17 protein-coding genes are annotated in these 23151 nt (G+C 64.4%); 7 read left to right on the top strand and 10 right to left on the bottom strand.

Annotated features, from left to right (window positions below; translation table 11 throughout):
- Window positions 1–45: 45 nt before the first annotated feature.
- Both AB1A62_RS18175 and AB1A62_RS18170 read left to right on the top strand, forming a co-directional pair.
- Window positions 46–270: a transcriptional regulator/antitoxin MazE gene (locus AB1A62_RS18175; protein ID WP_366662892.1), complete on the top strand. Its 225-nt coding sequence runs from the start codon at window positions 46–48 to the stop codon at window positions 268–270.
- The gene (locus AB1A62_RS18170) at window positions 267–653 is read left to right on the top strand and encodes a type II toxin-antitoxin system death-on-curing family toxin (RefSeq protein WP_366662891.1); all 387 of its coding nucleotides are present in this window, start codon (window positions 267–269) and stop codon (window positions 651–653) included. Before AB1A62_RS18175 ends, AB1A62_RS18170 begins: the two co-directional genes overlap by 4 nt.
- A gap of 36 nt (window positions 654–689) precedes the next feature.
- On the opposite strand, the gene AB1A62_RS18165 is transcribed toward AB1A62_RS18170, so the two are convergent.
- From AB1A62_RS18165 to AB1A62_RS18140, 6 genes are all read right to left on the bottom strand, one after another.
- Window positions 690–3107, bottom strand: a complete 2418-nt coding sequence (locus tag AB1A62_RS18165; RefSeq protein ID WP_366662890.1) for an FAD-dependent oxidoreductase — start codon at window positions 3105–3107, stop codon at window positions 690–692.
- Window positions 3108–3251: 144 nt separating this feature from the next.
- A complete protein-coding gene (locus tag AB1A62_RS18160) occupies window positions 3252–4505 on the bottom strand; it encodes an aminotransferase class V-fold PLP-dependent enzyme (protein WP_366662889.1) in 1254 nt (417 codons plus the stop codon).
- A gap of 119 nt (window positions 4506–4624) precedes the next feature.
- Complete coding sequence (locus AB1A62_RS18155) at window positions 4625–5353, bottom strand: aspartate/glutamate racemase family protein (RefSeq protein WP_366662888.1); 729 nt, start codon at window positions 5351–5353, stop codon at window positions 4625–4627.
- On the bottom strand, window positions 5350–6615 hold the full coding sequence (locus AB1A62_RS18150; protein WP_366662887.1) for an FAD-dependent oxidoreductase: 1266 nt from the start codon (window positions 6613–6615) through the stop codon (window positions 5350–5352). Before AB1A62_RS18150 ends, AB1A62_RS18155 begins: the two co-directional genes overlap by 4 nt.
- Window positions 6612–8837 carry a TRAP transporter permease gene (locus AB1A62_RS18145; RefSeq protein ID WP_366662886.1) on the bottom strand — a complete coding sequence of 742 codons (2226 nt, stop codon included), beginning with the start codon at window positions 8835–8837 and terminating at the stop codon, window positions 6612–6614. The genes AB1A62_RS18150 and AB1A62_RS18145 overlap by 4 nt, the downstream gene beginning before the upstream one ends.
- 120 nt (window positions 8838–8957) lie before the next feature.
- On the bottom strand, window positions 8958–9968 hold the full coding sequence (locus AB1A62_RS18140; protein ID WP_366662885.1) for a TAXI family TRAP transporter solute-binding subunit: 1011 nt from the start codon (window positions 9966–9968) through the stop codon (window positions 8958–8960).
- Between the two features lie 151 nt (window positions 9969–10119).
- On the opposite strand from AB1A62_RS18140, the gene AB1A62_RS18135 reads away from it, so the two are divergent.
- The 3 genes from AB1A62_RS18135 to AB1A62_RS18125 all read left to right on the top strand — a co-directional run bounded on the left by AB1A62_RS18135 (window position 10120) and on the right by AB1A62_RS18125 (window position 14098).
- A complete protein-coding gene (locus tag AB1A62_RS18135; protein WP_366662884.1) occupies window positions 10120–11043 on the top strand; it encodes a LysR family transcriptional regulator in 924 nt (307 codons plus the stop codon).
- 132 nt (window positions 11044–11175) lie between these two features.
- Window positions 11176–12867: a thiamine pyrophosphate-binding protein gene (locus AB1A62_RS18130; protein ID WP_366662883.1), complete on the top strand. Its 1692-nt coding sequence runs from the start codon at window positions 11176–11178 to the stop codon at window positions 12865–12867.
- 115 nt (window positions 12868–12982) lie between these two features.
- Window positions 12983–14098 (top strand): cystathionine gamma-lyase, encoded by a 1116-nt coding sequence (locus tag AB1A62_RS18125; RefSeq protein WP_366662882.1) that lies wholly within the window; start codon window positions 12983–12985, stop codon window positions 14096–14098.
- Window positions 14099–14148: 50 nt separating this feature from the next.
- Here AB1A62_RS18125 and AB1A62_RS18120 read toward each other — a convergent pair whose 3' ends face one another.
- Window positions 14149–15039: a LysR substrate-binding domain-containing protein gene (locus tag AB1A62_RS18120; RefSeq protein WP_366662881.1), complete on the bottom strand. Its 891-nt coding sequence runs from the start codon at window positions 15037–15039 to the stop codon at window positions 14149–14151.
- 104 nt (window positions 15040–15143) lie between these two features.
- Between AB1A62_RS18120 and AB1A62_RS18115 the strand changes: the two genes are divergently transcribed.
- Together AB1A62_RS18115 and AB1A62_RS18110 are read left to right on the top strand one after the other, a co-directional pair.
- A complete protein-coding gene (locus AB1A62_RS18115; RefSeq protein WP_366662880.1) occupies window positions 15144–16802 on the top strand; it encodes a GMC family oxidoreductase N-terminal domain-containing protein in 1659 nt (552 codons plus the stop codon).
- A gap of 13 nt (window positions 16803–16815) precedes the next feature.
- Window positions 16816–18024 (top strand): mandelate racemase/muconate lactonizing enzyme family protein, encoded by a 1209-nt coding sequence (locus tag AB1A62_RS18110; protein ID WP_366662879.1) that lies wholly within the window; start codon window positions 16816–16818, stop codon window positions 18022–18024.
- Window positions 18025–18039: 15 nt separating this feature from the next.
- Here AB1A62_RS18110 and AB1A62_RS18105 read toward each other — a convergent pair whose 3' ends face one another.
- From AB1A62_RS18105 to AB1A62_RS18095, 3 genes are all read right to left on the bottom strand, one after another.
- Complete coding sequence (locus AB1A62_RS18105) at window positions 18040–19611, bottom strand: trimethylamine methyltransferase family protein (protein ID WP_366662878.1); 1572 nt, start codon at window positions 19609–19611, stop codon at window positions 18040–18042.
- 70 nt (window positions 19612–19681) lie between these two features.
- Window positions 19682–20881, bottom strand: coding sequence for an aromatic ring-hydroxylating dioxygenase subunit alpha (locus AB1A62_RS18100; RefSeq protein ID WP_366662877.1), 1200 nt, complete (start codon window positions 20879–20881; stop codon window positions 19682–19684).
- Entirely contained in the window at window positions 20881–22956 is a 2076-nt protein-coding gene (locus AB1A62_RS18095; protein ID WP_366662876.1) for an FAD-dependent oxidoreductase, read from the bottom strand. The genes AB1A62_RS18100 and AB1A62_RS18095 overlap by 1 nt, the downstream gene beginning before the upstream one ends.
- Between the last annotated feature and the right edge of the window lie 195 nt (window positions 22957–23151).

Below are 23151 nucleotides of genomic sequence, written 5' to 3'. Positions count from 1 at the left end.
GCGGCGCCTCTCGTATATACGGGTATATATACAAGAGGCCTGCCGATGATTGAGACCAAGATCAGGAAAGTCGGAAACTCTGCCGTCATCACCCTGACGACGGAGATGCTGACGATGCTGGACGCCAAGGAAGGCGACACGCTGTTTGTGGTGCGCGGCGATGACGGCAGCCTCAGGGTGATGGCGCACGACCCTTCGGTGGCCGAGGCGCTGGCCGCGGCTGAGGTGGTGATGGACGAGAACCGCGATCTGCTTCAGGCGCTGGCGTGAGCACATACACCTGGGTGCCGCTGGCGGCGGTGACCATTTTCCATGACCGGCAGATTTCCCGCCATGGCGGCGCGGCGGGGCTGCGCGACAAGGCGCTCTTGGAGATGGGGTGTGCGCGGGCGATGAACCTGGCGGCCGATTCCGATGCCGGCGTGGCGGAGGTTGCAGCGGCATATGCGTTCGGCATCGCAAAGGCGCATGCTTTTGTTGACGGCAACAAGCGCACGGCCTTTGTCACGGCTGTGACCTTCCTGCGTCTGAACGGCTATCAGTTCCGCCCGGACCCGATTGAAGGCGTGCGGATGATGGAGGATCTCGCCACAGGGGACGTGGATGAAGCAACCTTTGCGGACTGGCTGACCGCGGGGATGCAGCCGCTGTAAAACAGGCCGCCCCGAAGGGCGGCCTTTGTGGTTTGATCAGGCCCGCAGCCGTGCGCCCGAAGGGTCGAAGGCCGCGGCTTCCAGGATGCGCGCCTTGTGCGGCTTGCCGAGGATATAGACCTCGACCTCATCCCCCGGCCCCGCAACCGCCGGGTTGGCATATCCCAGGGCCAGTGACTTGCCGACCGAGTAGCCATAGGCGCCAGACGTCACCCGGCCCACCGGCTTGCCGTCAGGGGTAAAGATGGGCTCGCCGCCTGAGGCGTCGGCGTCATTCACCGCCTCGATCTCAAAGGCCGAGAGCATTTCGCGCGGGGCGTTGTCCTTGACCTTCAGATAGGCGTCCTTGTTCAGGAAGTCCTTGTCCAGCTTGATGAGACCGGCCAGGCCAACTTCCTGCGGCCAGTATTCCTGGCTGTATTCGCGGCCCCAGGAGCCGTAGCCCTTCTCGATCCGCAGGGAGCCGAGCGCACGTCCGCCGACCGGGCCGCCGCCGAACTCTGCGGCCGCGGCCAGCAGGGCGGCATACAGCTTGACCTGATCAGCCTCAGAACAGTGCAGTTCCCAGCCCAGATCGCCGGTGAAGGACACGCGGATCGCCAGGCACTCGACACCTGCCACGTCAATGGTGCGGGAGCGCATGAAGCGGAAGTTCTCGTTCGACAGGTCCGCATTGGTCAACCGCTGCAGCATGTCGCGCGATTTCGGGCCGGCCACGTTGAAGCCCGCGATGCGGTTGGTGGCGACCTCAAAGGTGGTGCCTTCCGGCAGCTCGATCATGTTGAAGAAGCGCTGGTGATAGCGTTCCGCCATGCCGGAGCCGACCATCATGTATTCGTCATCCGCCACCTTGGTGATGGTGAAATCGCCCGCAACGCCGCCGCGGACCGAGATCAGCGGGGTGAGGCAGGAGCGGCCGACCTCAGTGGGCACCTTGTTGGCGACCAGCTTGTCCAGCCACTCAAAGGCGCCGGGTCCCTTGATCACGTAGTTGGCGAAGTTCGAGATGTCGATTACGCCGACGTTCTCACGCAGCATGTTCACCTCGCGGCCAACCGGCTCCCACCAGTTCTGGCGGGTGAAGCTGTTGGTGTCGGTGGTGCCGGGGGTGCCGGAGAACCACAGTGGATGCTCCCAGCCGCAGTTCAGGCCAAAGACGCAGCCCATTTCCTTTTGCAGCTCATAGGCGGCGCGCACACGGGCCGGGCGGCCGGCGCTGCGTTCCTCGTTCGGGAAATGGATGGCAAAGCGGTGCGCGTATTGGTCCTCGACGCGGGCCTTGGTGAATTTCTTGTCGGCCCAGTCGCCAAAGCGCGCGAGATCCCAGGCGAACATGTCGTACTGGGGCTCGCCCTCGATCATCCATTGCGCTGCCAGCAGGCCAAGGCCGCCGGACTGGGAGAAGCCGGGGATGATGCCGGTGCAGCAGAAGTAGTTCTTCAGCTCCGGAACCGGGCCCCAGATGGCGTTGGAGTCGGGCGACCAGATCATCGGGCCGTTGATGACGCGTTTGACGCCGGCGGTCTCGGCGCAAGGAACACGTTCGGTGGCACGGATCACGTTCTCCATGATCCGATCCAGATCGTCGGGGAACAGCTCATGGGCGAAGTCCAGCGGAGTGCCGTCCTCGGCCCAGAAGCGCATGTCCTTCTCATAGGCGCCGATCAGGAAGCCGTTGCCCTCCTGACGGAAGTAGTATTCGCCATCGCGGTCGGCGATCGAGGGCAGGCGGCGGCCAAGGTTGGCAACCTCGTCAATGGACTCGGTCACGAAATACTGGTGCTCGGTCGGCTGCAGCGGCAGGGTGAGGCCCGCCATCGCAGCCACCTCGCGGCCCCAAAGGCCGCCTGCGTTCACCACCCATTGGGTATGGATATCGCCCTTTTCGGTCTTCACGATCCACGAGCCGTCGGGCTGCTGTTCGGTGCCGATCACCGGGCAGAAGCGTTCGATCTGGGCGCCCATGGCGCGGGCGCCGGCGGCATAGGCCATGGTCACGCCCGACGGGTCGACGTTGCCGCCATCGGGTTCGAACATGATGCAGCGGATGTCGTCGAACTGGGCCAGCGGATGCAACACCTTGGCCTGCTCACGGCTGACTTCATGGAAGTTCAGGCCGTAGTATTTTGCCTTGGCCTCCTGCAGGCGCAGCTGGTGCTCGCGCTCTTCGGTCTTGGCAAGGTACAGGGATCCCGGTTGGAAAACGCCGCAGCCCTGGCCGGTTTCCTTCTCCAGCTCCTTATAGAGATTCATGGTGTAGTGCTGGATGCGGGTCACGTTGTTGTTGTCGTGCAGCCCGTGGATGTTGGCCGCCGCGTGCCAGGTGGAGCCTGCGGTAAGCTCATCGCGTTCCAGCAGGACCACGTCTTTCCAGCCGAGTTTCGCCAGGTGGTAGAGGATCGAGCAGCCGACCAGCCCGCCGCCGATGACAACTGCCTGTGCATGGGTTTTCATGCGTCATGTTCCCTTGCCTGCGTGCCTGAAACAGCGCGCCCTGCAGGCCGGGGCGGGCCGCCAATTCCTTCCTGGCGACCCTAGCGGCGGGGGCGGGTGATGACCCGTGAAGAATTCAAACCCAATGGCCCCGGATTCGATGGGTCATCCGGTGATCTCTTTCATCACGCCCAGGAACTTCGCCACTTCGCCCACGCTGTTGTAGTGGCACATGGAAACGCGCACGCAGCTGTCCATGCCCAGGGGCGCCAGAATGTTGCCGGAATAATGGTCCGCCTTGCGCAGATGGGTGCGGATGCCCTGTTCGTTCAGGCGTTTGACCACCTCCACCGAAGGCACGCCGTTCACGGCCAGCGACACCAGCCCCTCGCGCGCGGGGTTGTCAGCGCCGCCCAGGATGGTGACGCCCGCCATCTCTGCCAGGCCGGGCAGGTTGCCGGTGCCATGGATCATCGCATCGGTCAGGGCTTTCTCGTGGGCATGGATCGCCTCACCCGCGGCCACGAATTTCGCGCGCCGGTCCGTGGAATCGCTGACCTCGCCGCCGAGCCATTCCAGGTAGGCGGCCACATCCGACAGCGTCGCATAGCTGCCGGTGTCGCGGGTGCCCATTTCCCAGTTGTCCGCAGGCCCGTCGATCAGGCTGTCATGCGGCAGCGCGGATAGCCGGTCCGAGATCCAGGCGAGGCCATAGCCATGGCGCGAGAACATCTTGTAGGGCGAGATCACATAGCCATCCACGCCATAGGCGGTCAGATCGATGCGCCCGTGGGCAGCGTGCTGGATGCCGTCGACAATGATATAGCACTCCGGCGCAACCTCGCGGATGGCGGCAGCGCAGGCGGCGACGTCCACGCCCATGCCGGTGACAGGCGAGGTATGCACGATGGTTGCCACAACCGTGTCCGGCGTGACCGCCCCGGCATAGGCATCAGCGGTGATCGTGCCACTGGCATCATCATGCGGGATCAGCACATGGTTCTGCCGCGCCACCCCGGCCCAGCGGGCGCAGGCGGAGCGGGTCGCCGGATGCTCCAGCGTCGAGCCCAGCACAGTCCTGCTTTCGGAGGTGCCAAGGCAGGCGTTCATGATCAGCCGGAACAAAAGTTCGGTACCGCTTTCGCCGACAAAAAACTGGCCGCCGGGCGCGTTCATGAAGACGCGCATGTCGTCCTTGGCCTTGGTGATCACCCGCACCAGCTCATGGCTGCCGGGGTTGTCGCGGCCCTGGTTGTCGGGGATTGCGGCGTAGCGGGCGGAGGTCTCCACCACCGCGTTCAGCGTCAGCGCGCCGCCGGCGTTTTCGAAGAAGATGCGGCAGCCCTGTTCGGGGCAGTTGTCCACCTGGGCAAAACGGGTGCGGATCTGATCCAGCAAGGCGTCGGAGATATGGGGCATGGCACGTCCAGCAGAAGAGGTTTGTTCTGCGCCACAGTAGGGTGGTTGGCCTGCCGGGAGATACAAAAATATCCGGGGCTGAGGGCTGGAAATCTCTGTGCCAGCCTTCAGCGTGTTTGTCAGGTGATGAAGCCGTGGAAAGGAGTACGCAGGGCCGCCCCATGCACCATCTCCGACAGGGTGATGATGTCAAACACGGGCCGCTTCAACTCTGCCTGCAGCGCATGGGCATAGGGCGGCAGGTCGGTGCATTCCAGAACGATCGGCCCGACTTCCGGGTTGCACGCGATCATGCCCTTGGCCGCGGCCAGCAGCTCCGCCTCCACCTTGGCCAGATCCATAGCGGTGCGCTCATTACGCAGGATGACGGCAGAGAATTCCTCGGCATCGTCCAGCCCCTGCACCGCGATGGGTGTGTTCTCCGCGCCAACACCTTGCAGATGCGCATCGGTCAGGCTGCCGGCGGAGGCGGTGATCACCCCCACGGTGCGCCCGGTCATCTGATGCGCCAGCGGCACCTGGATCAGCGAGGAGACAAACACCGGCACATTCACCGCCGCGGCGATCTCCTTCTGGAATATCGCCAGGAACCCGCAGGAGCCGGTGATCGCCCGCACGCCCTTGGCCTCCAGCCGCTTGGCGGCGTCGATCAGCCGGTCCTTCATCTCGCCGGTGGGGTTCGCCAGCAGTTTTGGCACGGTGATCCCGTCCAGCATTTCATAGAGCGTGGTGAAGGGCAGGCTGGAGGGGTTCTTGATATGACCGGGCGGCTTGGGGAAATAACTTTCCAGCGCCAGCACGCCAATGGAGACGCCGCAGATGTTCTGCCCGCCGGGGTGGATGGTCATGCCTTGATCCTTTCGTAACGCCGCGCCCGGAACGGCGAGAGATCTTCATTCACTGGGGTTTTGCTCACGATATCCGCCACCAGCCTCCCGGTTTTCGGCGCCATCATCAGGCCATAGTGGCTGTGGCCGAAGGCGGCGATCAGATCCGGGAAGCCCTCGACCTCGCCGATGCAGGGCAGGCTGTCGGGCAGGCTGGGGCGCTGGCCGGACCAGGTGTCCATATCGTCTGCCCGCAGGTCCGGCAGCAGCGCCTTGGCCAGTTTTACCAGCCCGTCGAGCCGTTTCCGGTTCAGGGGCTGGTCGAGACCCGCAAACTCGGCAGTGCCCGCCACCCGCAACCCTTCCTCCATCGAGGAGGCCACGAATTTCATGTCCATATCCATGATCGAGTTGTTGAGCACGACGCCCGGGGCCGGGAATGACACATGGTAGCCGCGTTCGGATTCCATCGGGATCCTGATGCCCAAGGGCTTCAGCAGTTCACCGGACCAGACCCCCATCGCCAGCACCAGCTTGGGCGTCCATTCCTGGCCCGCCTCGGTGGTATAGGTCCAGCCACCGCTTTGTGCAGGCAGGATGCCCCGCACCGTCCGGGTCAGGATTTCGCCGCCCATCGCCTGGAACTTCTCCGCCAGAACGGTGCCGATCCGGCCGGGCGAGAGCGCCCGGGCCTGGCCCTTGATCAGGATTGCGGCCTGAAACTCCGGCGTCAGCGCCGGTTCCAGATCGCGCAGCTCTGCCGCGCCGATCCGCTCCATGTCGGCCCCGCGGTCGCCGCGCATCCGGTAATCCACCGAGTTCAGATCAGCGGCATCCGCGTTGCGGAAGGCATGGACGTAAAAGCTGTCCTGCACCAAGTCCTCATGCCCGGTGCCCGCCAGATGCTGGCGATACAGCTCGACGCAGTTACGGTTCAGCGTGTCCATCGCGTCGGAGATCTGCTGGATCCGCCCCGCGCGCCCCTCCGACAGGAACCGCAGGCCCCAGGGGGCGACCTTGGGAAGATACGCAGGTTTGACCGTCACCGGCCCCAGCGGGTCCAGCAGCCAGCCCGGCACCTTCTTCCACAGGCCCGGCATGGATTGCGGCACCACCGACCAGGGGGAGATGATGCCGGCATTGCCATAAGACGTTGCCTGGCCCGGCGCGTCCCGGTCGATGAGCCGGACCCGAAGGCCCCGCTCGGCCAGGGAGAGGGCCGAGCAGATGCCGACGATCCCGGCTCCCAGGACCGTGACATCGGGGGAGGCGGGGCCGCTCATTGCGCGGCCTCGGCCTGAAGTTTGCGCTGCTGGCCCAGCTGCTGCACCAGCACCGGTGCCATCACCACCAGCGCTGCGATGTCGGAGCCGCCGGAGGGCGCCACCAGCAGCAGGCCTCCGATGGCCATCAGCAGGCGCCAGATACCGCTGAGCGGCGCCAGGAAATAGGCCGAGACAGCGGTGGCGATGGCAAAGACGCCTGCCGCGCAGGTCAGGGTGACCTGAGTGAAGCTCAGCAGCGTGAAATGCTCCGGCAGCACGATCAGCATGGTGGGCGCGTAGACAAACACCATCGGCACCATCAGCTTGCCCAGACCCAGGGTGAAGGCATTGAGGCCGGTGCGGAACGGGTTGGAGCCCGCAATCCCTGCTGCCGCATAGGCCGAGGCGCAGACCGGCGGGGTGATCTCGGAAATCACACCGTAGTAGAGCACGAACATATGGGTGGCGAGCGGCGGCACGCCCAGCTGGCTGAGGGCCGGCGTCGCAACCGCGACCAGCATGATATAGAGCGCGGTGGTCGGCAGGCCGGCGCCCATCAGGATACAGGCCATGGCGATCAGCACCAGCGACAGGAACTGCTGGATCGACGGCTGGCTGAAGGCCTCGATCGTGGTCCAGTCCAGGAGCGGTGCGATTGCTGATGCCATATCCGCGGCGCCGCCGGTGACCATGAAGCCGAGGCGGAAGCCGACGCCGGTGGTGTTGATCACACCCACCACGATGCCCACCGCAGCAGAGGCCGCGCCCACTGCCAGCGCGTATTGCACGCCGACGTGGAAGCTGTCGAACAGGTCGCGGAAGTTCTGCCGCTCATTACGGTGCAGGCAGCCGATGATGGTCAGCGCCGCCAGCATCCCGGCCATCACCGGCGTGTAGCCTTCGCCGGAATAGGGCGACGCCTTCCACAATATGAAGCCGAGCAGGGCAAAGGGGATCAGCAGCGTGGCAGGTTTGTCAAAGGCGCAGAAGCCAACGACCACACACAGGCTGAGGCCGATGAAGGCCGCCATGTTCGGCGAATAGCCCGAGAACAGCACCAGCAGCAGCGCAATCAGCGGAATGATGGTGTACCAGCCGTCCTTCCAGACCTGCAGGAACTTGGGCAGCTGATCCTTGGGGTAGGCGGTGAGGCCCAGCTTCTTGGCGGTGAAATGCACGATCGAGATCACCCCGATATAGTGCATCAGCGCCGGCACGATCGCCGCAATCACGATGGTGGTGTAGGGCACCTCCAGATATTCCGCCATCAGGAAGGACGCTGCTCCCATGATCGGCGGGGTAATCTGGCCGCCTGCCGAGGCCGCCGCCTCAACCCCGCCTGCGAAATGGCCGGGGTAGCCCAGTTTCTTCATGTTGGGGATGGTGAGCGAGCCGGTGGAAACCGTATTGGCGATGGAGGAGCCGGAGATTGTGCCGAAGAAGGCGGAAGAGACGACGGAAACCTTGGCGGGCCCGCCGGTATAGCGGCCAGCGAGCAGCATGGCGTTGTCGACAAAGAACTGCCCCAGCCCCATCCGCTGCGCCACCACGCCGAACAGCACAAAGTGGAACACCACGGTGGAAACCACCCACAGCGTCACGCCAAAGATGCCTTCGGACGGGAAATACATGTTGTTGACGAACTGCTGCCAGTTGACGCCCGGATGCTTGAGGATCTGCGCGGGCATGTAGGGGCCGAACAGCGCATAGATCATGAACACCAGGATGATCAGCGGCAGCACAAAGCCGATAGTGCGGCGCGCGATCTCCAGCACCGTCAGGATCAGCACCGAGCCGAAGAACACATCGAGGCCCGACGGATTGCCCTGCCGCAGCGCCTGCTCGGCGATGTCAAAGCCGAACATGTCGAAGCCCCGCCAGCTGACCCAGAGGAACAGCGCCGCCGCCATGCTGAGGCCGGTCAGCGCCCAGTCATACAGCGGCACGTTGCCAGGGCGCAGCAGGCTGGGCCCGCGCCAGTCCAGGCTGTGCGCGGTCCGGATCATTGGGAAGCCCACAAAGATGAACAGGAACAGGCCCGCCAGGTGAATGCCCATATGCACATGGTCCACCGGCGTGCCGAAACCGGCCGTCCACAGGTGGTAAAGTGCAAAGGCGATGCTGGCCCAATAGATGACGCCGGTCAGCGTGGGGCCGTTGTCGCGCGTGTTCAGAGCGGAGTCATACTGCTTCTCCAGCTCCTCAAGCGCCTTGTTGTCGAGATGGGTGTCCAGGGACATCGGGGATCTCCAGTCTGGGAGCCTTGCCGGCGCGCGCCGTTCATCCGAGCTGCGGACAGGGGTGCCGGGAAACAAGAGCGGCAGCAGAGCGTACCCTGCTGCCGCAGTTCAGGGGAGGAATTACTTCAGCATGCCGATTTCGCGGTAGAAGCGTTCGGCACCCGGGTGCAGCGGCACGCCGATGCCCTCAACGCCGTCCAGCGCGGTTTCCAGGGTGATCGCCTTGCCCTTGGGGTGGCCGTTGTCCAGGAGCTTGCGGGCGGTATCGGACCACATCGCCTTGGTGATCTGATAAATCAGCTCTTCGTCCATGTTGGCATTGGTGACCAGCATGCCGGAGACCGCCACGGTGTTCACATCATAATCCACACCCGGGTAGGTGCCTGCCGGAATGGTCGACGGGATGTAGTAGGGCACGGTGGTGTTGGCCATCTTGACCTCTTCCGCCGACCAGTTGTGCAGCTCCATGCCCTTGGTGTTGTCGAGCTGGATCATCGCCGCGACAGGCGTGCCCGCGGCATAGAAATAGGCGTCCAGCTGGCCGTCGGCGATGCGCTCGGCGGATTGGGCGTTGTTCAGCTCAGCCTCGTCGATGTTATCGCGGTTGACGCCGTGGTCGCCCAGGATCAGCTCCACCGCGATCTGGGTGCCGGAACCGGCCTGCGCGATCCCGACGCGCTTGCCCTTGAGGTCCGCAAGGCTCTCCAGCTTGTGGCCCTCGGGCAGCACCAGGTGCAGGTCTTCCGGGAACAGGTTGGCAATCACCCGCAGGTCGGGCTTGGCGTTGCCCTCGAACTTGCCCTTGCCGTGATAGGCGAAATGCAGGGTTGCGGCACCGGACAGGCCCGCTTCCATCTGGCCTGCCTGGATCGCGTTCACGTTGTGCGCCGAGGCGTTGGTCGACTGCGCCATCGCCACCAGGCCCGGCACGCCGCAGTTGCCGCCCTCGTCACAGGAGCGCGAGCCCGGCGGGTTGGAAATCGCATTGGCGATGATGCCGCCGATCGGGAAATAGGTGCCGCCCGCGCCGCCGGTGCCGATGCGGAAAAAGGTCATGTCCTGCGCCGCCGCGGCGCCGGTCAGCATGGTGCAGGCCAGTGCGGCCCCGGTCAGTTTCTTGAAAATTCCCATTGTCTCTTCCCTTGGTTTTGGCTGCGGCCTCGCCCGGCAGCTCTCTCCTCCGATTTTTGCATCATGATAAAGGAAAAGCATAAGTACAAATTTAAAATTATACTGTATACATAGATCAGATTTATGTTTTCTTTGCGCCAGAGGACCTTTGATGAACTCTCACCAGCTTGCGGTCTTTCACGAGGTCATGAAGACCGGATCGGTCAGCCAGGCGGCGCGCAACCTGCACCGCACCCAGCCCGCGATCAGCGCCGCCATCAAGACGCTGGAGGAAGAGCTGGGCCTGCCGCTGTTCCTGCGCGAGGGCCGCCGCCTGGTGCCGGTGCCCGAAGCGCAGTATCTGATGGAGGAGGCGACCGAGATCCTGTCGCGGATGGAAACGGCGCAACAGAACCTGGCCAACATGCGCGACCGTGTGCAGGGCTCGATCCGCATCGTGGCGATGCCGGGGCCGTCGACCTATCTGCTGCCGGAATTCATCAGCCGGTTCGTGGCAGGCAAGCCCGAGGTGCGGGTGACGCTGGCTACCCGCTCCTCGCCGCAGGTGCGCAGCCTGGTGGCGGCCAACAGTTTCGACATCGGCTTCTGCGACATGACCCGGTTCCGCGGCGACCGCAAGCTGTACACGGCGGAGGAGCTGCCGAGCAATTGCCTCTGCGCCGTGCCGGCCAGCCACCCGCTGGCGGAGCGCGAGGTGATCACGGCGGCCGATCTGAACGGCCTGCCGATGGGCGCGCTGCAGCCGGATCACAACACCTATCAGGCCACCTCGCAGGTGTTTCTGGCCGCGGGCGCCGAATTCAACCTGCGCTATGACGCGCAGTACTTTCTGCCGCTGTTCCATTTCATCGCCGCGGGCCAGGCCTGTGCCGTGGTTGATGTGCTCAGCGCCGAAAGCTACCGCCGCAGCAACGCGGGCGAGGAGCGGATCAGGTTCCTGCCGTTTGAGCCGCAGATCCCTTTTGGCTATTCGATTCTCACCCCCAGCGAACGTCCGCTGTCGCAGCTGGCCGCCAGTTTTGCCGAGGCTTGGCGAAAGTATGTGACTGAAATCCTCACGGAATCTGCAAGGTAGAAGGGCTTTGGTAGGTCGTTTCAGAAAACTGAAATTCGGTCTTCACTTCTATCTACAAAATTGTATACAGTTCGGAGCACGAATCCCGGGCGTCTTCCGGGAGAGGTTTCACGACGGCTTCAGGGGGCACCCATGAAAAACACGATGAACGGCGCTGAGGCGATGGTGCGCTCCTTGGAGGCGCACGGCGTCACCCATATCTTTGGTCTTTGCGGCGACACCACGCTGCCTTTCTATGACGCCATGAACCGGCTGGAGCATGGCATCACCCATGTCCTTACCCGCGACGAGCGCAGTGCGGCTTATATGGCTGACGGGTTCTCCCGTGTGACCGGCCGGGTGGGGGTGTGCGAGGGGCCGTCCGGCGGCGGCGCCACCTACATCCTGCCGGGGCTGATCGAGGCCAATGAAAGCTCCTATGCGGTGCTGGCGATCACCACTGACATCTCGGTGGGGTCATACGGGAAATACCCGCTGACTGAGGTCAATCAGGAGGTCCTGATGGGACCGCTGACCAAGTTCAACACGGTGATCAAGCGCGCCGATCATATACCGCGCATGGTGCGCCAGGCGTTCCGGGCGATGACCACCGGCCGCTCCGGCTCGGCGCATCTGGGGTTGCCTTATGACATCCAGTATGATGATGTTCCGGCCGATGACATCTGGGGCGACCCCAAGCATCAGAGCTACCCCGCCTACCGCGCGGCGCCGGAACCGGGTGCAGCGGAGGCGGCAGTTGAGGCCATCCTTTCCGCAAAATCGCCGCTGATCGTGTGCGGCGGCGGCGTGGTGATTTCCGGCGCGATGGAGGAGCTGGGCAGGCTTGCCTCACGCCTCGACATCGCTGTGGGCACGTCGATCTCCGGCAAGGGGTCGCTGGCCGATGCGCATCCGCAATCGCTGGGTGTGGTCGGCTCCAACGGCGGCACCAACGAAACCTGGGAGTTGATGGAAGCGGCCGATCTGGTGGTCTTCATGGGCTGCCGGGCCGGCTCCACCACCACCTCGCGCTGGGAGGCGCCGAAGCCGGGCCAGCGTATTGTGCACTTCGACAACGATCCGATGGTGATCGGCGCCAACTACCCGACCGAGGTGGGCGTGGTGGCAGACCTGAAGCTGGCGCTGCAGGCGGTGAACGCCTATCTGGATGGCCGCGAGGGCGAATTGCCCTCATTTGGCGGTGCCGCAAAAATTGCCGACATCAAGCAGCGCAAGTTTGCCAAGTTTGAGGAGCTGGCGCACAGCAAAACCGATCAGGTGCTGCCGGAGCAGATCATCCACGCGCTGAACCAGAACTTGCCGGAGGAAGCCATTGTGGTCTCCGACCCCGGCACCAGCTGTCCCTATTACAACGCCTATTCGCAGCAGAAGAACCCGGGCCGCCAGTACATCACCAACCGCGCGCATGGTGCGCTGGGGTATGCGCTGTCAGCGTCGCTGGGCGCCTGGTTCGGGCGTCCCGGATCCAAGGTGGTGGGGATGATGGGCGACGGGTCCTTCAACTTCACCTGCGGCGAGCTGGAAACCGTGGTGCGCTGCAATGCGCCGATCACCTATGTGGTGTTCTCCAACGCGAACTTCGGCTGGATCAAGGCCAGCCAGCGCGACGACTGTGATAAGCGCTATTACAATGTGGACTTCAACCGCACCAACCACGCCGCAGTGGCTGAGGCGTTTGGGGTCAAGACCTGGCAGGTGGAACGCCCGGAAGATCTGGATCAGGCGATCAAAGAGGCCTTTGCCCATGATGGCCCGACCCTGATCGACGTTGTCTGCCAGGCATTGGAGGAATCCGCCGCCCCGGTCCGTCGCTGGATGGGCTGAACCCCCAAAAACCGGACAAAGCCGAAGGCCGGGAACATTGCGTTTCCGGCCTTGTCTCTTTTGCGGGGCGCCCGCTATGAATTTGCCGAACCCGCATTCAGGAAAGGCGCCGCCAATGGACAACCCCACCGCTCCCAAATCCGGCGCCATGCTGCACTTGCGCGGCAACACGCTGTCCGAAGGCGATCCGGTGGCACTGCCGCTGACGCAAAGCTCGATGTACCACCTGCCGGGCGACTGGACCGGTGGCCCCAGCTATGGCCGGGTGGACAATGCCACCTGGGAGCAACTGGAGCATGTGCTGGGGTACCTGGAGGACGCGCCCGCGCTGGCCTATCCGTCGGGCATGGCGGCGATCTCGGCGGCGCTGTTTGCCACCGTCAAAACAGGCTCGAAACTGCTGATCCCGTCGGACGGCTATTATGTGACCCGGCGCCTGAGCGAGCGGTTCCTGCAGAGCCTCGGCGTGGAAGTTCACCAGCGCCCCACCACCAGTTTTGCCGAGGGCGGCTTCGAAGGCTTTGACGTTGTATTTGCGGAAACACCTTCGAACCCCGGACTGGACCTCTGCGACCTGCGCGCGATTGCGGAGGCGGTGCACGCGGCGGGCGGGCTGCTGATTGTCGACAACACCACCATGACCCCGCTGGGCCAGCGCCCGCTGGAACTGGGTGCGGATGTCGTGGTGGCCTCTGACACCAAGGCGCCGGGTGGGCATTCCGATGTTTTGATGGGGCATCTGGCCACCCGTAATTCGGATGTGCTGCTGGCCGCGCGCGAATGGCGCCAGTTCGGCGGCGGCATCCCCGGTCCGCAGGAGGCCTGGCTGGCGCACCGGGGGCTGGAAACGCTGGAGGTGCGCTTTGACCGGATGTGCAGCACCGCGGAGGTGCTGGCCGAACGGCTGGCGGCGCATCCGCTGGTGCGGGGGATCCGCTTTCCGGGGCTGGAGTCTGACCCCTCGCATGAACTGGCCAAGCAGCAAATGGCCCGGTTCGGCTTCCTGATCTCGATTACCCTCGATAGTGCCGAACTGGCCGATGCCTTCATCAACAGCTGCCCGCTTATCCGCTCCGCGACGTCGTTTGGCGGGGTGCATACCTCGGCTGAACGCCGCGCCCGCTGGGGCGATGCCGTGGCGCCGGGGTTCATCCGCATCTCGGTCGGCACCGAACCGGCAGAGGAGCTGTGGAGCGCGATGGCGGTTTCGCTGGACGGGCTGCAAGGCTAGGGCAAAACGTTTACTGCACTTACCCCGCCGGGAGAGGCGCGGAAACCATGTCAAGTCAGAGCCTGATACAGCGACGCCAGCCAGGCGGCGACGGTTTTAACTTCCTCCCGCTGACCCGCGCGGTCGTTGATCACCATGTAGTGCGAGCGGCGCTTTGGCAGTTTGAATGCGGTGGGGGCAATCACCAGCCCCTGCTCGATGTATTGCCGGGCAAAGCTTTCCAGCACCATCGTCACCCCATGGCCCGCCGCCACTGTTTGCAGCGCCAGCAACGATGAGTCCGCCTTGAGCCAATCGGTGGTCACTTGCAGGGTCAGCCCGTGCAGATCGGCCAAGCGGCCCCAGTCGGTCTCCGAGCCGATGATCTGCACCACGTCGGAACTGGCCAGATCCTCAATAGAAGGGCTCCCGCCAAGGGCTTTGGCATAGGCGGGGCTGCAAACCGGGATGGCGCTTTCGTGACCCAGGTGCAGAATCTGCGCCTCCTGCCAGTCGCCGCCGCCATAGCGGATGTCGATGTCCAGCGCCTCCTCGTCGAACCGGCTGGACCAGACGGTGGAGGAGAGCTGCACAAAGATATCCGGATGCTCGGCCCTGAACCGCGCCAGCTGCGGCGCGATTACCAGCGCCGCGCAGGAAATCGTCGCGCGCAGGTGCACCACCCGCTGGCGTTTCCTGCTGAACAGCCCGCTGGTGGCCCGTTGCATGTCGTCAAAGGATTTTCGGATCGGCTGGGCATAGGCCTGGCCGGTGTCGGTCAGCGCCACCCCGCGGGGAAGCCGTTTGAACAGCTGCGTGTTCAGGTGCGTTTCCAGCAGCCGGATCTGCTGGCTGATGGCGGCAGGGGTCAGGCCCAGCTCCTCGGCGGCGGCAGAAAAGCTGTTCAGCCGCGCAGCGGCTTCGAAGGCCTTGAGCCAGGTGACATGGGGCAGATCGGTCATGGCATAGCTTTAAGCACAGTTAGGTCATAGGGGTAAAACACATTGTTTGATTTGCACCAAGCGCACTGTGCAAGGTCGCCGGGAATAAACGGACTCGGCAAGCCATGGCGCAGACATTTGACTTCATCATCGTGGGCGCCGGATCGGCGGGCTGTGTGCTGGCCGAGCGGCTGACCGCCAATGGCCGCTACAAAGTGCTGATGATCGAGGCCGGCGGCACCGACCGGCGGTTCTGGATCAGGATCCCGGTCGGCTATGGCTTCACCTTCTCTGACCCCGAGGTGAACTGGCGTTACTCTGCCGCGGCGGATCCGGGGCTGAACGGGCGCGAGGCCTACTGGCCGCGGGGAAAGGTGCTGGGCGGCTCCAGCTCAATCAACGCGATGGCCTATGTGCGCGGTCTGCCGCATGATTTCGATGATTGGGAGGCCGCGGGAGCCATTGGCTGGGGCTGGGAGAATGTGCGCCGCAGCTATGAGGCCCTGGAGAGCAACGACGAATGGCATCAGGGCCGCCGCCGTTTGCGCGGGTTGGGGCCGGTGCGGGTCACCGATCTCAGCGAGCGGATGCATCCCTTTGCCAGGAACTTTCTGGCAGCAGGGCAGGACATGGGCTGGCCCTTCCTGCAGGACATGAACGCCGCGGCGGAGGAAGGCGCCAACACGCTGCCCGGCGAGGGCATGGGTTACGTGCGCAGCACGGTGAAAGACGGGCGGCGCTGGTCCTCGGCGGATGCGTTCCTGCGGCCTGCGATGAAGCGCGGCAACCTGACGGTGATCAGCGGCGCGCTGGTGGAGAAGGTGCTGACCAGCGGCAAGCGTGCCACCGGCGTCGCATTCCGGCTGAAGGGCCAGCCGCAAACCGCCATGGCGGCGCGCGAAGTGATCCTGAGCGCGGGTGCGGTGAACTCTCCGCAGCTGTTGCAGCTTTCCGGCATCGGCCCGGCGGCGCTGCTGCAGCGGCACGGGATCGCGGTGGCGCACGACCTGCCGCAGGTGGGGCAGGGGCTGCAGGACCATTTGGCGGTTTCGCATTTCTTCTGGGCCAATACAGCGACGCTGAACGACCGGCTGGGCAGTATTGCCGGGCAAATGAAGGCCGGGCTGCAGTATGTGCTGACCCGCAAGGGGCCGCTGAGCGTGCCGGTCAATCAATGCAGCGGCTTTGTCCGCACCGCGGGCGCGGCGCTGCCGGATGTGCAGGTCTACTGCAACCCGGCATCCTATTCGACGCAGGCCAATGGCAAGCCGCAGATCGACAGGGACAACGGCTTCCTGCTGTGCGTGCAGCCCAGCCGCCCGGCCAGCCGCGGGCAGATCACTATCCAATCCGCCGACCCCGGCCAGGCCCCGCTGATCGAGCCGAACTCGCTGTCGGCAGAGGAAGACAAGATAACCGCCATCCGCGCCAGCCACCTGCTGCAAGCGTTGGCCGCCACCCCGGCCATGAAACGGGTCACGCGGGAACGGCGGGTGCCGGATATAGCCGGGATGGATGATGCTGCACTGCTGGCAAACTTCCGCGAACGCGCGGGCAGCGTGTTTCATGCAAGCTGCACGTGCCGGATGGGGCATAATGCAGCCGACTCGGTGTTGGATGCGCGGCTCAGGGTGCATGGGGTGGCGGGGTTGCGGGTAATCGACGCCTCGTCTTTCCCGAATGTGACCTCAGGCAATACCAATGCCCCCACCATGATGCTGGCCGCCCGCGGCGCGCAGATGGTGCTGGATGACAATGAAAACAGGCCCGTGGCGGCTGAATGACAGGGAATTTCAGATGAAGCTCGACAAGATTGAAACCTTTGTGTTCGGCAACCCGCCGCCGCGCCACGGCGGCCGCTACTTCATCTTTGTGCGCCTGACCACCGCTTGCGGCATTACCGGGGTGGGCGAGATCTACAACGCCACTTTCGGCCCGGATCTGTGCTGCGCGATGGCGGAAGAGATGTTTGCCCGCCAGTTCGCAGGCTGCGACCCGCACCATATCGAGAAGCTGTGGCGCAAGTCATATGGCGCGGGCTACACACTGCGGCCCGACGTGACGGTAATGGGGGTGCTGAGCGGTCTGGAAATGGCCTGCTGGGACATCATCGGCAAAGCAGCGGGCAAGCCGGTTTACGAGCTGATGGGCGGCCAGGTGCATGAACGGCTGCGCAGCTATACATACCTGTATCCGCCGGAAGGCGACGTCTACCCGGACCCGGACACACCCAATGTCTACAACGATCCTGACATCGCGGCGGAGGTGGCGCTGCAGCGGGTGGAGCAGGGATTTACCGCGGTGAAATTCGACCCCGCCGGGCCTTACACGATCTATGATGGCCACCAGCCGCGGCTGGAGGACCTGGAACGCAGCGAGATGTTCGTGAAGCGCATCCGCGAGGCGGTCGGCACCCGCGCGGACCTGCTGTTCGGCACCCACGGGCAGTTCACCGTCTCCGGCGCCAAGCGGATGGCGCGGCGGCTGGAACCCTATGAACCCTTGTGGTTCGAGGAGCCGGTGCCGCCGGAAAACCCCGCCGATATGGCGGAGGTGGCGCGGTTCACCTCGGTGCCGATTTCAACTGGCGAGCGGCTCTGCACCAAGCATGAATTCGCCCGCGTGCTGGAGGCCGGCGCGGCCTCGATCCTGCAGATGGATCTGGGACGGGTCGGGGGCCTCTTGGAGGCCAAGAAGATCGCCTCCATGGCCGAGACCCGGCAAGCGCAGATTGCGCCGCATCTCTACTGCGGGCCGGTGGTGGCGGCGGCGAACATCCAGATTTCCGCCTGCAGTCCGAACTTCCTGATCCTCGAAAGCATCGGCACCTTTGAAGGTCCCTATATGTCCTGCCTCAAGTCCGCGATCACCTGGGAGGACGGCTATGTGATCCCCTCCAAGGAGCCGGGACTGGGGGTGGAGCTGGACGACGTAGCCATCGCCGCCAGCCCCTATACCGGCAAGGAATTGCATCTGGAACTGGCGCAGGAACCGGTGGTTCAGTAAGCGCGGCCCCCGGCATCATTTGCCGGGGCGCATCGCCTCCGGCGGCAGTTTGACCGGGAACTTGGCGCGGACCTCTGCGTCGAGCTTGCTGCCGAGGTAATTCGGATAATGCTCGCCCAGGATCCTGTCCGAAACCTCGCGGGCGCGGTCGAACATGGTCTGCCTGCCCGCCTTTTCCCAGGTGTCCGTCAGTTCCCGGTCCATCAGGTCGGGGTAGACATATTCCGTCTCCATATACTGCAGCGTCTGTGTGTTGCCGAGGAAATGGCCCGGTCCGGTGGCGCAGTCGTGGATCACATCGACAGAGAGGGTGTCGTCGCTGACCTCGATCCCGCGCAGGGTGCGGGAGATCATGCCGGCGGCCTCGTTGTCGATCACCATGGATTCAAACGAGCAGCCCATTAGCGAGCCGACCATGCCGCCGAACTCGCACAGGCGGTTGGCACCGGCATGGGCGGCAAGGGAGAAGGTCAGCGCCTTTTCCAGCCCGTATTGCGCATCCGGGATTTTGGAATCGGTCATGCCGCAGCCGACGGAGGTCGGCAGGTTGTAGAAATTGCCCATCTGGATCGCGGCGGCACCGATCAGCGCCTGCTCGCCCGATCCGCCGGTGAAGGAGCCGGTGCGCAGGTCGGTGATGAAGGGCCAGGCGGCGAACACAACCGGCGTGCCGGGGTTGATCAGGTTGACGATGGCGACGCAGGAGAGCGTCTCCGCCACCGCCTGCGCCAGGGTGCCCGCCAGCGGGGCAGGGGAGGTTGCACCGGCCTGCGGCGGCACTGCCAGATCGCAGGTCAGGCCCAGCTTGGCGGTGTCGATCATGATCTCCAGGTTCTCGCGCCCCAGCCGCAGCGGCGACACGATCGGGCAGCCGCCGAAGATCACCGAAGGCTTCTGCAGGAACTTGCCCTCACCGCCCGAGGCGATGTCGAACATCTCAATCGCCGGCTTGATGTGGGAGCGGTCGCGGAAGGTGAGGCAGGACGGCTTCTCGCTGCCCGCCAGGATGGAATAGAGCATCGACATGTCGTGCTCGAAATCCTGCGGCACGTCGGTGCCCAGCACGGTGTCGCCGGTCATGTGGATGTTGTCGAGCCGGTCCACCAGCCGGGTGAAGTCATAGACGTCGCGGATGATGGAGGGGCGGTAGCTGCGGCTGGCCGCGTCAAAGGTCGTCACCGCGGTGCCGGAATTGGCATAATAGACCTTGTCCTTGGTGCAGTGCATGTCGTCCTTGCCCGCACGGCTGCCGCGGGCGTGGACATAGAATTCATTGGCCGCGCCGGCCAGCAGGTCCTCCATCAGCGCGCGGGGAAAGCAGAGGCGGCCGTGTTCGCTGAGGATGGCGCCCTTGGGCAGCACCAGATCCAGCAATTCCTCTGTCGGATCACCGATACCGGTGCGCTCCAGGATGGTCAGCGCGGCGTTGTGGATCTTCTGCATGTCCGCATCGGACAGCGGCCGGTAGCGCCCGCCGGAAAGGCCGGGCCAGATCGCCTGGCTGGCAGGGGGTTGGGTGCGGGCCGCGGCGCGGGCATCGCGGCCGCCGCTGCGGCGGCGGGAACGGGTCTTGGTAACGTCAACCATATAGCGGTCTCCGGGGCAGGGTCAGGGCAGGCCCCATGCGGGCCTGCGGCAAAGTGTAGGGCAGATCCGGTCAGAGCATGCTGAAATAGCTGCGGTAGAAGCCGGGCAGGCTCCATTCCATCTCGGACAGCGGGCCGGGCGCGAAACGGTGCGAATTCACGCCTTCCTGGTTGTGGCGGATGATGCGCTCGTCATCGAGCGAGGTGACATGCCAAAGCCAGGTGAGGGCTTCCTTGTCAAAGTCGCGCCCTTCCTCGGCATCGCCGCGCACGTACCAGGCGATCTGGATGTCGGTTTCCTGCAGTCCACGGGGAACAAAGCGGTAGCCCACCAGGTGGTCGGCATAGATAAGGAAATAGTTCAGCGTGCCGATGGCCAGATCGGTGGCACCGCCGTCATGACCACTGAGCTGCCCGAGCGGCGGCGCCAGCGGCTCACCGTCCCTGCTGCCGGTCTGGTAGCCGGGGAACAGCGGGTAACGGCGCCAGTAGACGTCGGCGCCGGGCGCCTGCGCATTAGGACCGGTCAGGTCCAGCTCTTCGACCGGCAGCCCGACGGCGGCAGAACGGGCGCGCAGATCCGCGCCGTATTTCTCCACATCCGCCGGATCCTTGAGCGAGTGGCTGCGGGAGTAGTCCTGATGCGAGGGGGCGCAGTGGTAGCATTCCAAGTAGTTTTCCAGTGCCAGTTTCCAGTTGGCGGGTACCGGATAGGAGGCCTCATGCGCTAGTTTCAGGTTTTCCAGTCCCATCGGCGCTGACAGCGGTGCCAGGCTGTCCAGGCTTTCCGCCAGCGGCGGCGGGTTTTCATCGGCGCAGATGAAGATCAGCCCTTGGAAAATCTGCACTTGCACCGGGAACAGCCCGTATTCGGACGGGTCGAAATCCGGCCCCATGGCACGGCCGCCGCGCAGCCGCCCGTCCAGCCCAAAGGTCCAGGCGTGGTAGGGGCAGGAAAACACCCGCGCGGTGCCCTGTTTTTCCAAACACACGCGAGAGCCGCGGTGGCGGCAGATATTCATATGGGCACGGACCTCGCCCTCGCGGTCGCGCACCACGATCACCGACTCCGGGCCGTAGTCGAACAGAAAATAGTCGCCGGGTTCCGCGATCTGGCTGACGTGGCCAACCCAGATCCAATTGCGGTTCCAGAACATCTTGATGTCGTGGTCATAGACCGCTTCCGAGGTGTAAAAATGGCGGTCCAGCGCAAACCCCTCGCGGTGGCTCTCCATCAGCTCGCGCATCACTTGCAGGTCGTCTTTGGGCATCATGCGCCTCCCATATCTTCGAGGGAAATCAGTTCGCGGCGGAACCAATCGGCATCCGCCGCCGCCGGGTCGCGTTCGAAATTGCGGGCCGCCAGATGGCCGGCAAAGACCGCATCGGCAATAAGGCCGGGGGAGGCCGCGTCGCCGATCAGCTCCAGCGTGGTCAGGCTGTCCGCGTGGTTTGCCTTCAGCTCATCAAATAGCGCCGTGTCGCGCCGGCGGGAGGTGACCATCAGTAGGCTGGCGCAATCCACGCGGCGGGTGCGCCCCGTGTAGACGCAGGACAGATCCGCGCCGCTGGCATCCGCCGATTGCAGGGCATGCAGCGGGATGATGTCCACACCCGCCTCCAGCAGTTCCGCCTGCACCCGGTGCTGTTCCAGCGTCAGATCGGTGAACGCCGAAGCGGTGGCGCCCGGCGTCACCAGCTCCACCTTGCGGCCTGCGGCGGCCAGATGGCTGGCCAGCACCCCGCCTATGTAGCCCTGATCGTCATCATAAAGCAGCACCGGGCCGTTGTCCGGCGGCAGAGTGCCCGCCATCACGTCGTCGGGGGTGAAAACGGGGATGTCCTTGATCTCCAAGGGCAGCGGCGAGGTGCGCCCGCGCCCGTCGCGGTGCCAGGTGCTGCCGGTGGCGAGGAAGACATTGGGAATGCCCAGCTCCGCGACCTCCGCGGCGCTGAGTGTGCTGCCGGTGAACATCTGCACATTGCCACGCTGCTGAAGATCCCACAGCCGGTTGTCGGCAACCCGTTTCCAAGCCGAAAGACCTTTCAGCCTGCTCTCCTTCAGCGCCCTGCCGCCGAATTCCTCTGCTGCTTCGGCCAGCGTCACCTGATAGCCGCGCTTTGCCAGCTGCATCGCGCATTCGAGGCCCGCAGGGCCGGAGCCGACCACCAGCGCCGCCTCTTCCTGCTGCTTGGGGGCGATCACTTCCGGGTGCCATTTGCGCCGCCATTCCTCGCCCATCGTGGGGTTCTGAGTGCAGCGGATCGGGACGCCCAGGTTGTCCGCGGAGACACAGATGTTGCAGCCGATGCATTCGCGGATTTCCTCGATCCGGCCTTCCTCGATCTTCTTGGGCAGGAAGGGATCGGCGATCGAGGGGCGGGCGGCGCCGATCAGATCCAGAACGCCCTTGGAGACCAGCGAGGCCATCAGGTCGGGGGAGGTGAAGCGGCCAACGCCGACCACCGGCTTGTTCGTCACCTGCTTCACGAAATCGGTGTAGGCGATCTGATAGCCGTCCTCGGGCTGGAACCGGGTGGTCTGGCTGTCGTTGCTCCAGTCGGCGACATTCACGTCCCAGAGGTCGGGCAGGTCCGCCAGCATTTCGACCACGGCGCGGCCTTCCTCGCTGGCCTGCATGCCATCGGCGCCCATCATCTGGTCAACGGCAAAGCGGAAGGCGACGGCGCAGTGGCCGTCAAGCACCTCGCGGGTGTCCTCCAGCAGTTCGCGGGTCAGGCGGACCCGGTTTTCCAAACTGCCGCCGTATTCATCGCTGCGGGTGTTGTACTGGGGCAGCAGGAAATGATGCGGAAGCGTCATCTGGTGGCCGGCGTAGACATAGACGATGTCAAAGCCCGCCTCCTTTGCACGCAGGGCCGCATCGCGGTGCCAGCGGCGCAGGTCGCGGATGTCCTGCTTGTCCATGGCGCGGGCCTGTTTCGGGTAGACCGCATCAATCGGGCGGTCGCCAACCCCTAGCGCCGGGGCGCGGGTCAGGTGGTTGGTGGCGTGGTGACCGTTGTGCGCCAGCTGGATTGCTGCCAGCGACCCCTTGGCATGGACTTGTTCCGCCATCAGCTGCAGCGCCGGGATGTCATGCTTGTCCCACAACCGGTGTTCCGCATAGGGGCCAAGGTCGGAGGTCGGATGAATCTCGGTCTCCTGGGTCGAAACCACGGACCAGCCGCCCTCGGCCTTCATCGCGCGCACCGCCGCCTCTGCCTGCGGACGGACGTGGCCCAGCCCGGTGCAATGCGGCACCTGGAAAAAGCGGTTGCGGGTGGTGACGGGACCGATCTTCACCGGCTCGAACAGAATGGAATACCCATTTGCGCCTGGCATGCTGGCACATCCTTTTATGTCTTGATTGTTTGGTCTTGACGGTGCGGCGGGCGTTCTGGCCCGCCGCTTTCGGGGATCAGAAGCCGGCCTTGATGCGCTCGAATTCCTTCAGCATCCGGCCTTCCAGCTCCGGGTTGACCGCGTCGAAGAACAGGCTGCCTTCGAAGAACTTGTCGACATCACCAAAGCCGTAGG

Source organism: Leisingera sp. JC11, from assembly GCF_040704725.1.
Lineage (GTDB): Bacteria > Pseudomonadota > Alphaproteobacteria > Rhodobacterales > Rhodobacteraceae > Leisingera.
The sequence above is the reverse complement of the archived record's forward strand: the minus strand, read 5'-3'. Positions and strand labels throughout refer to the sequence as shown.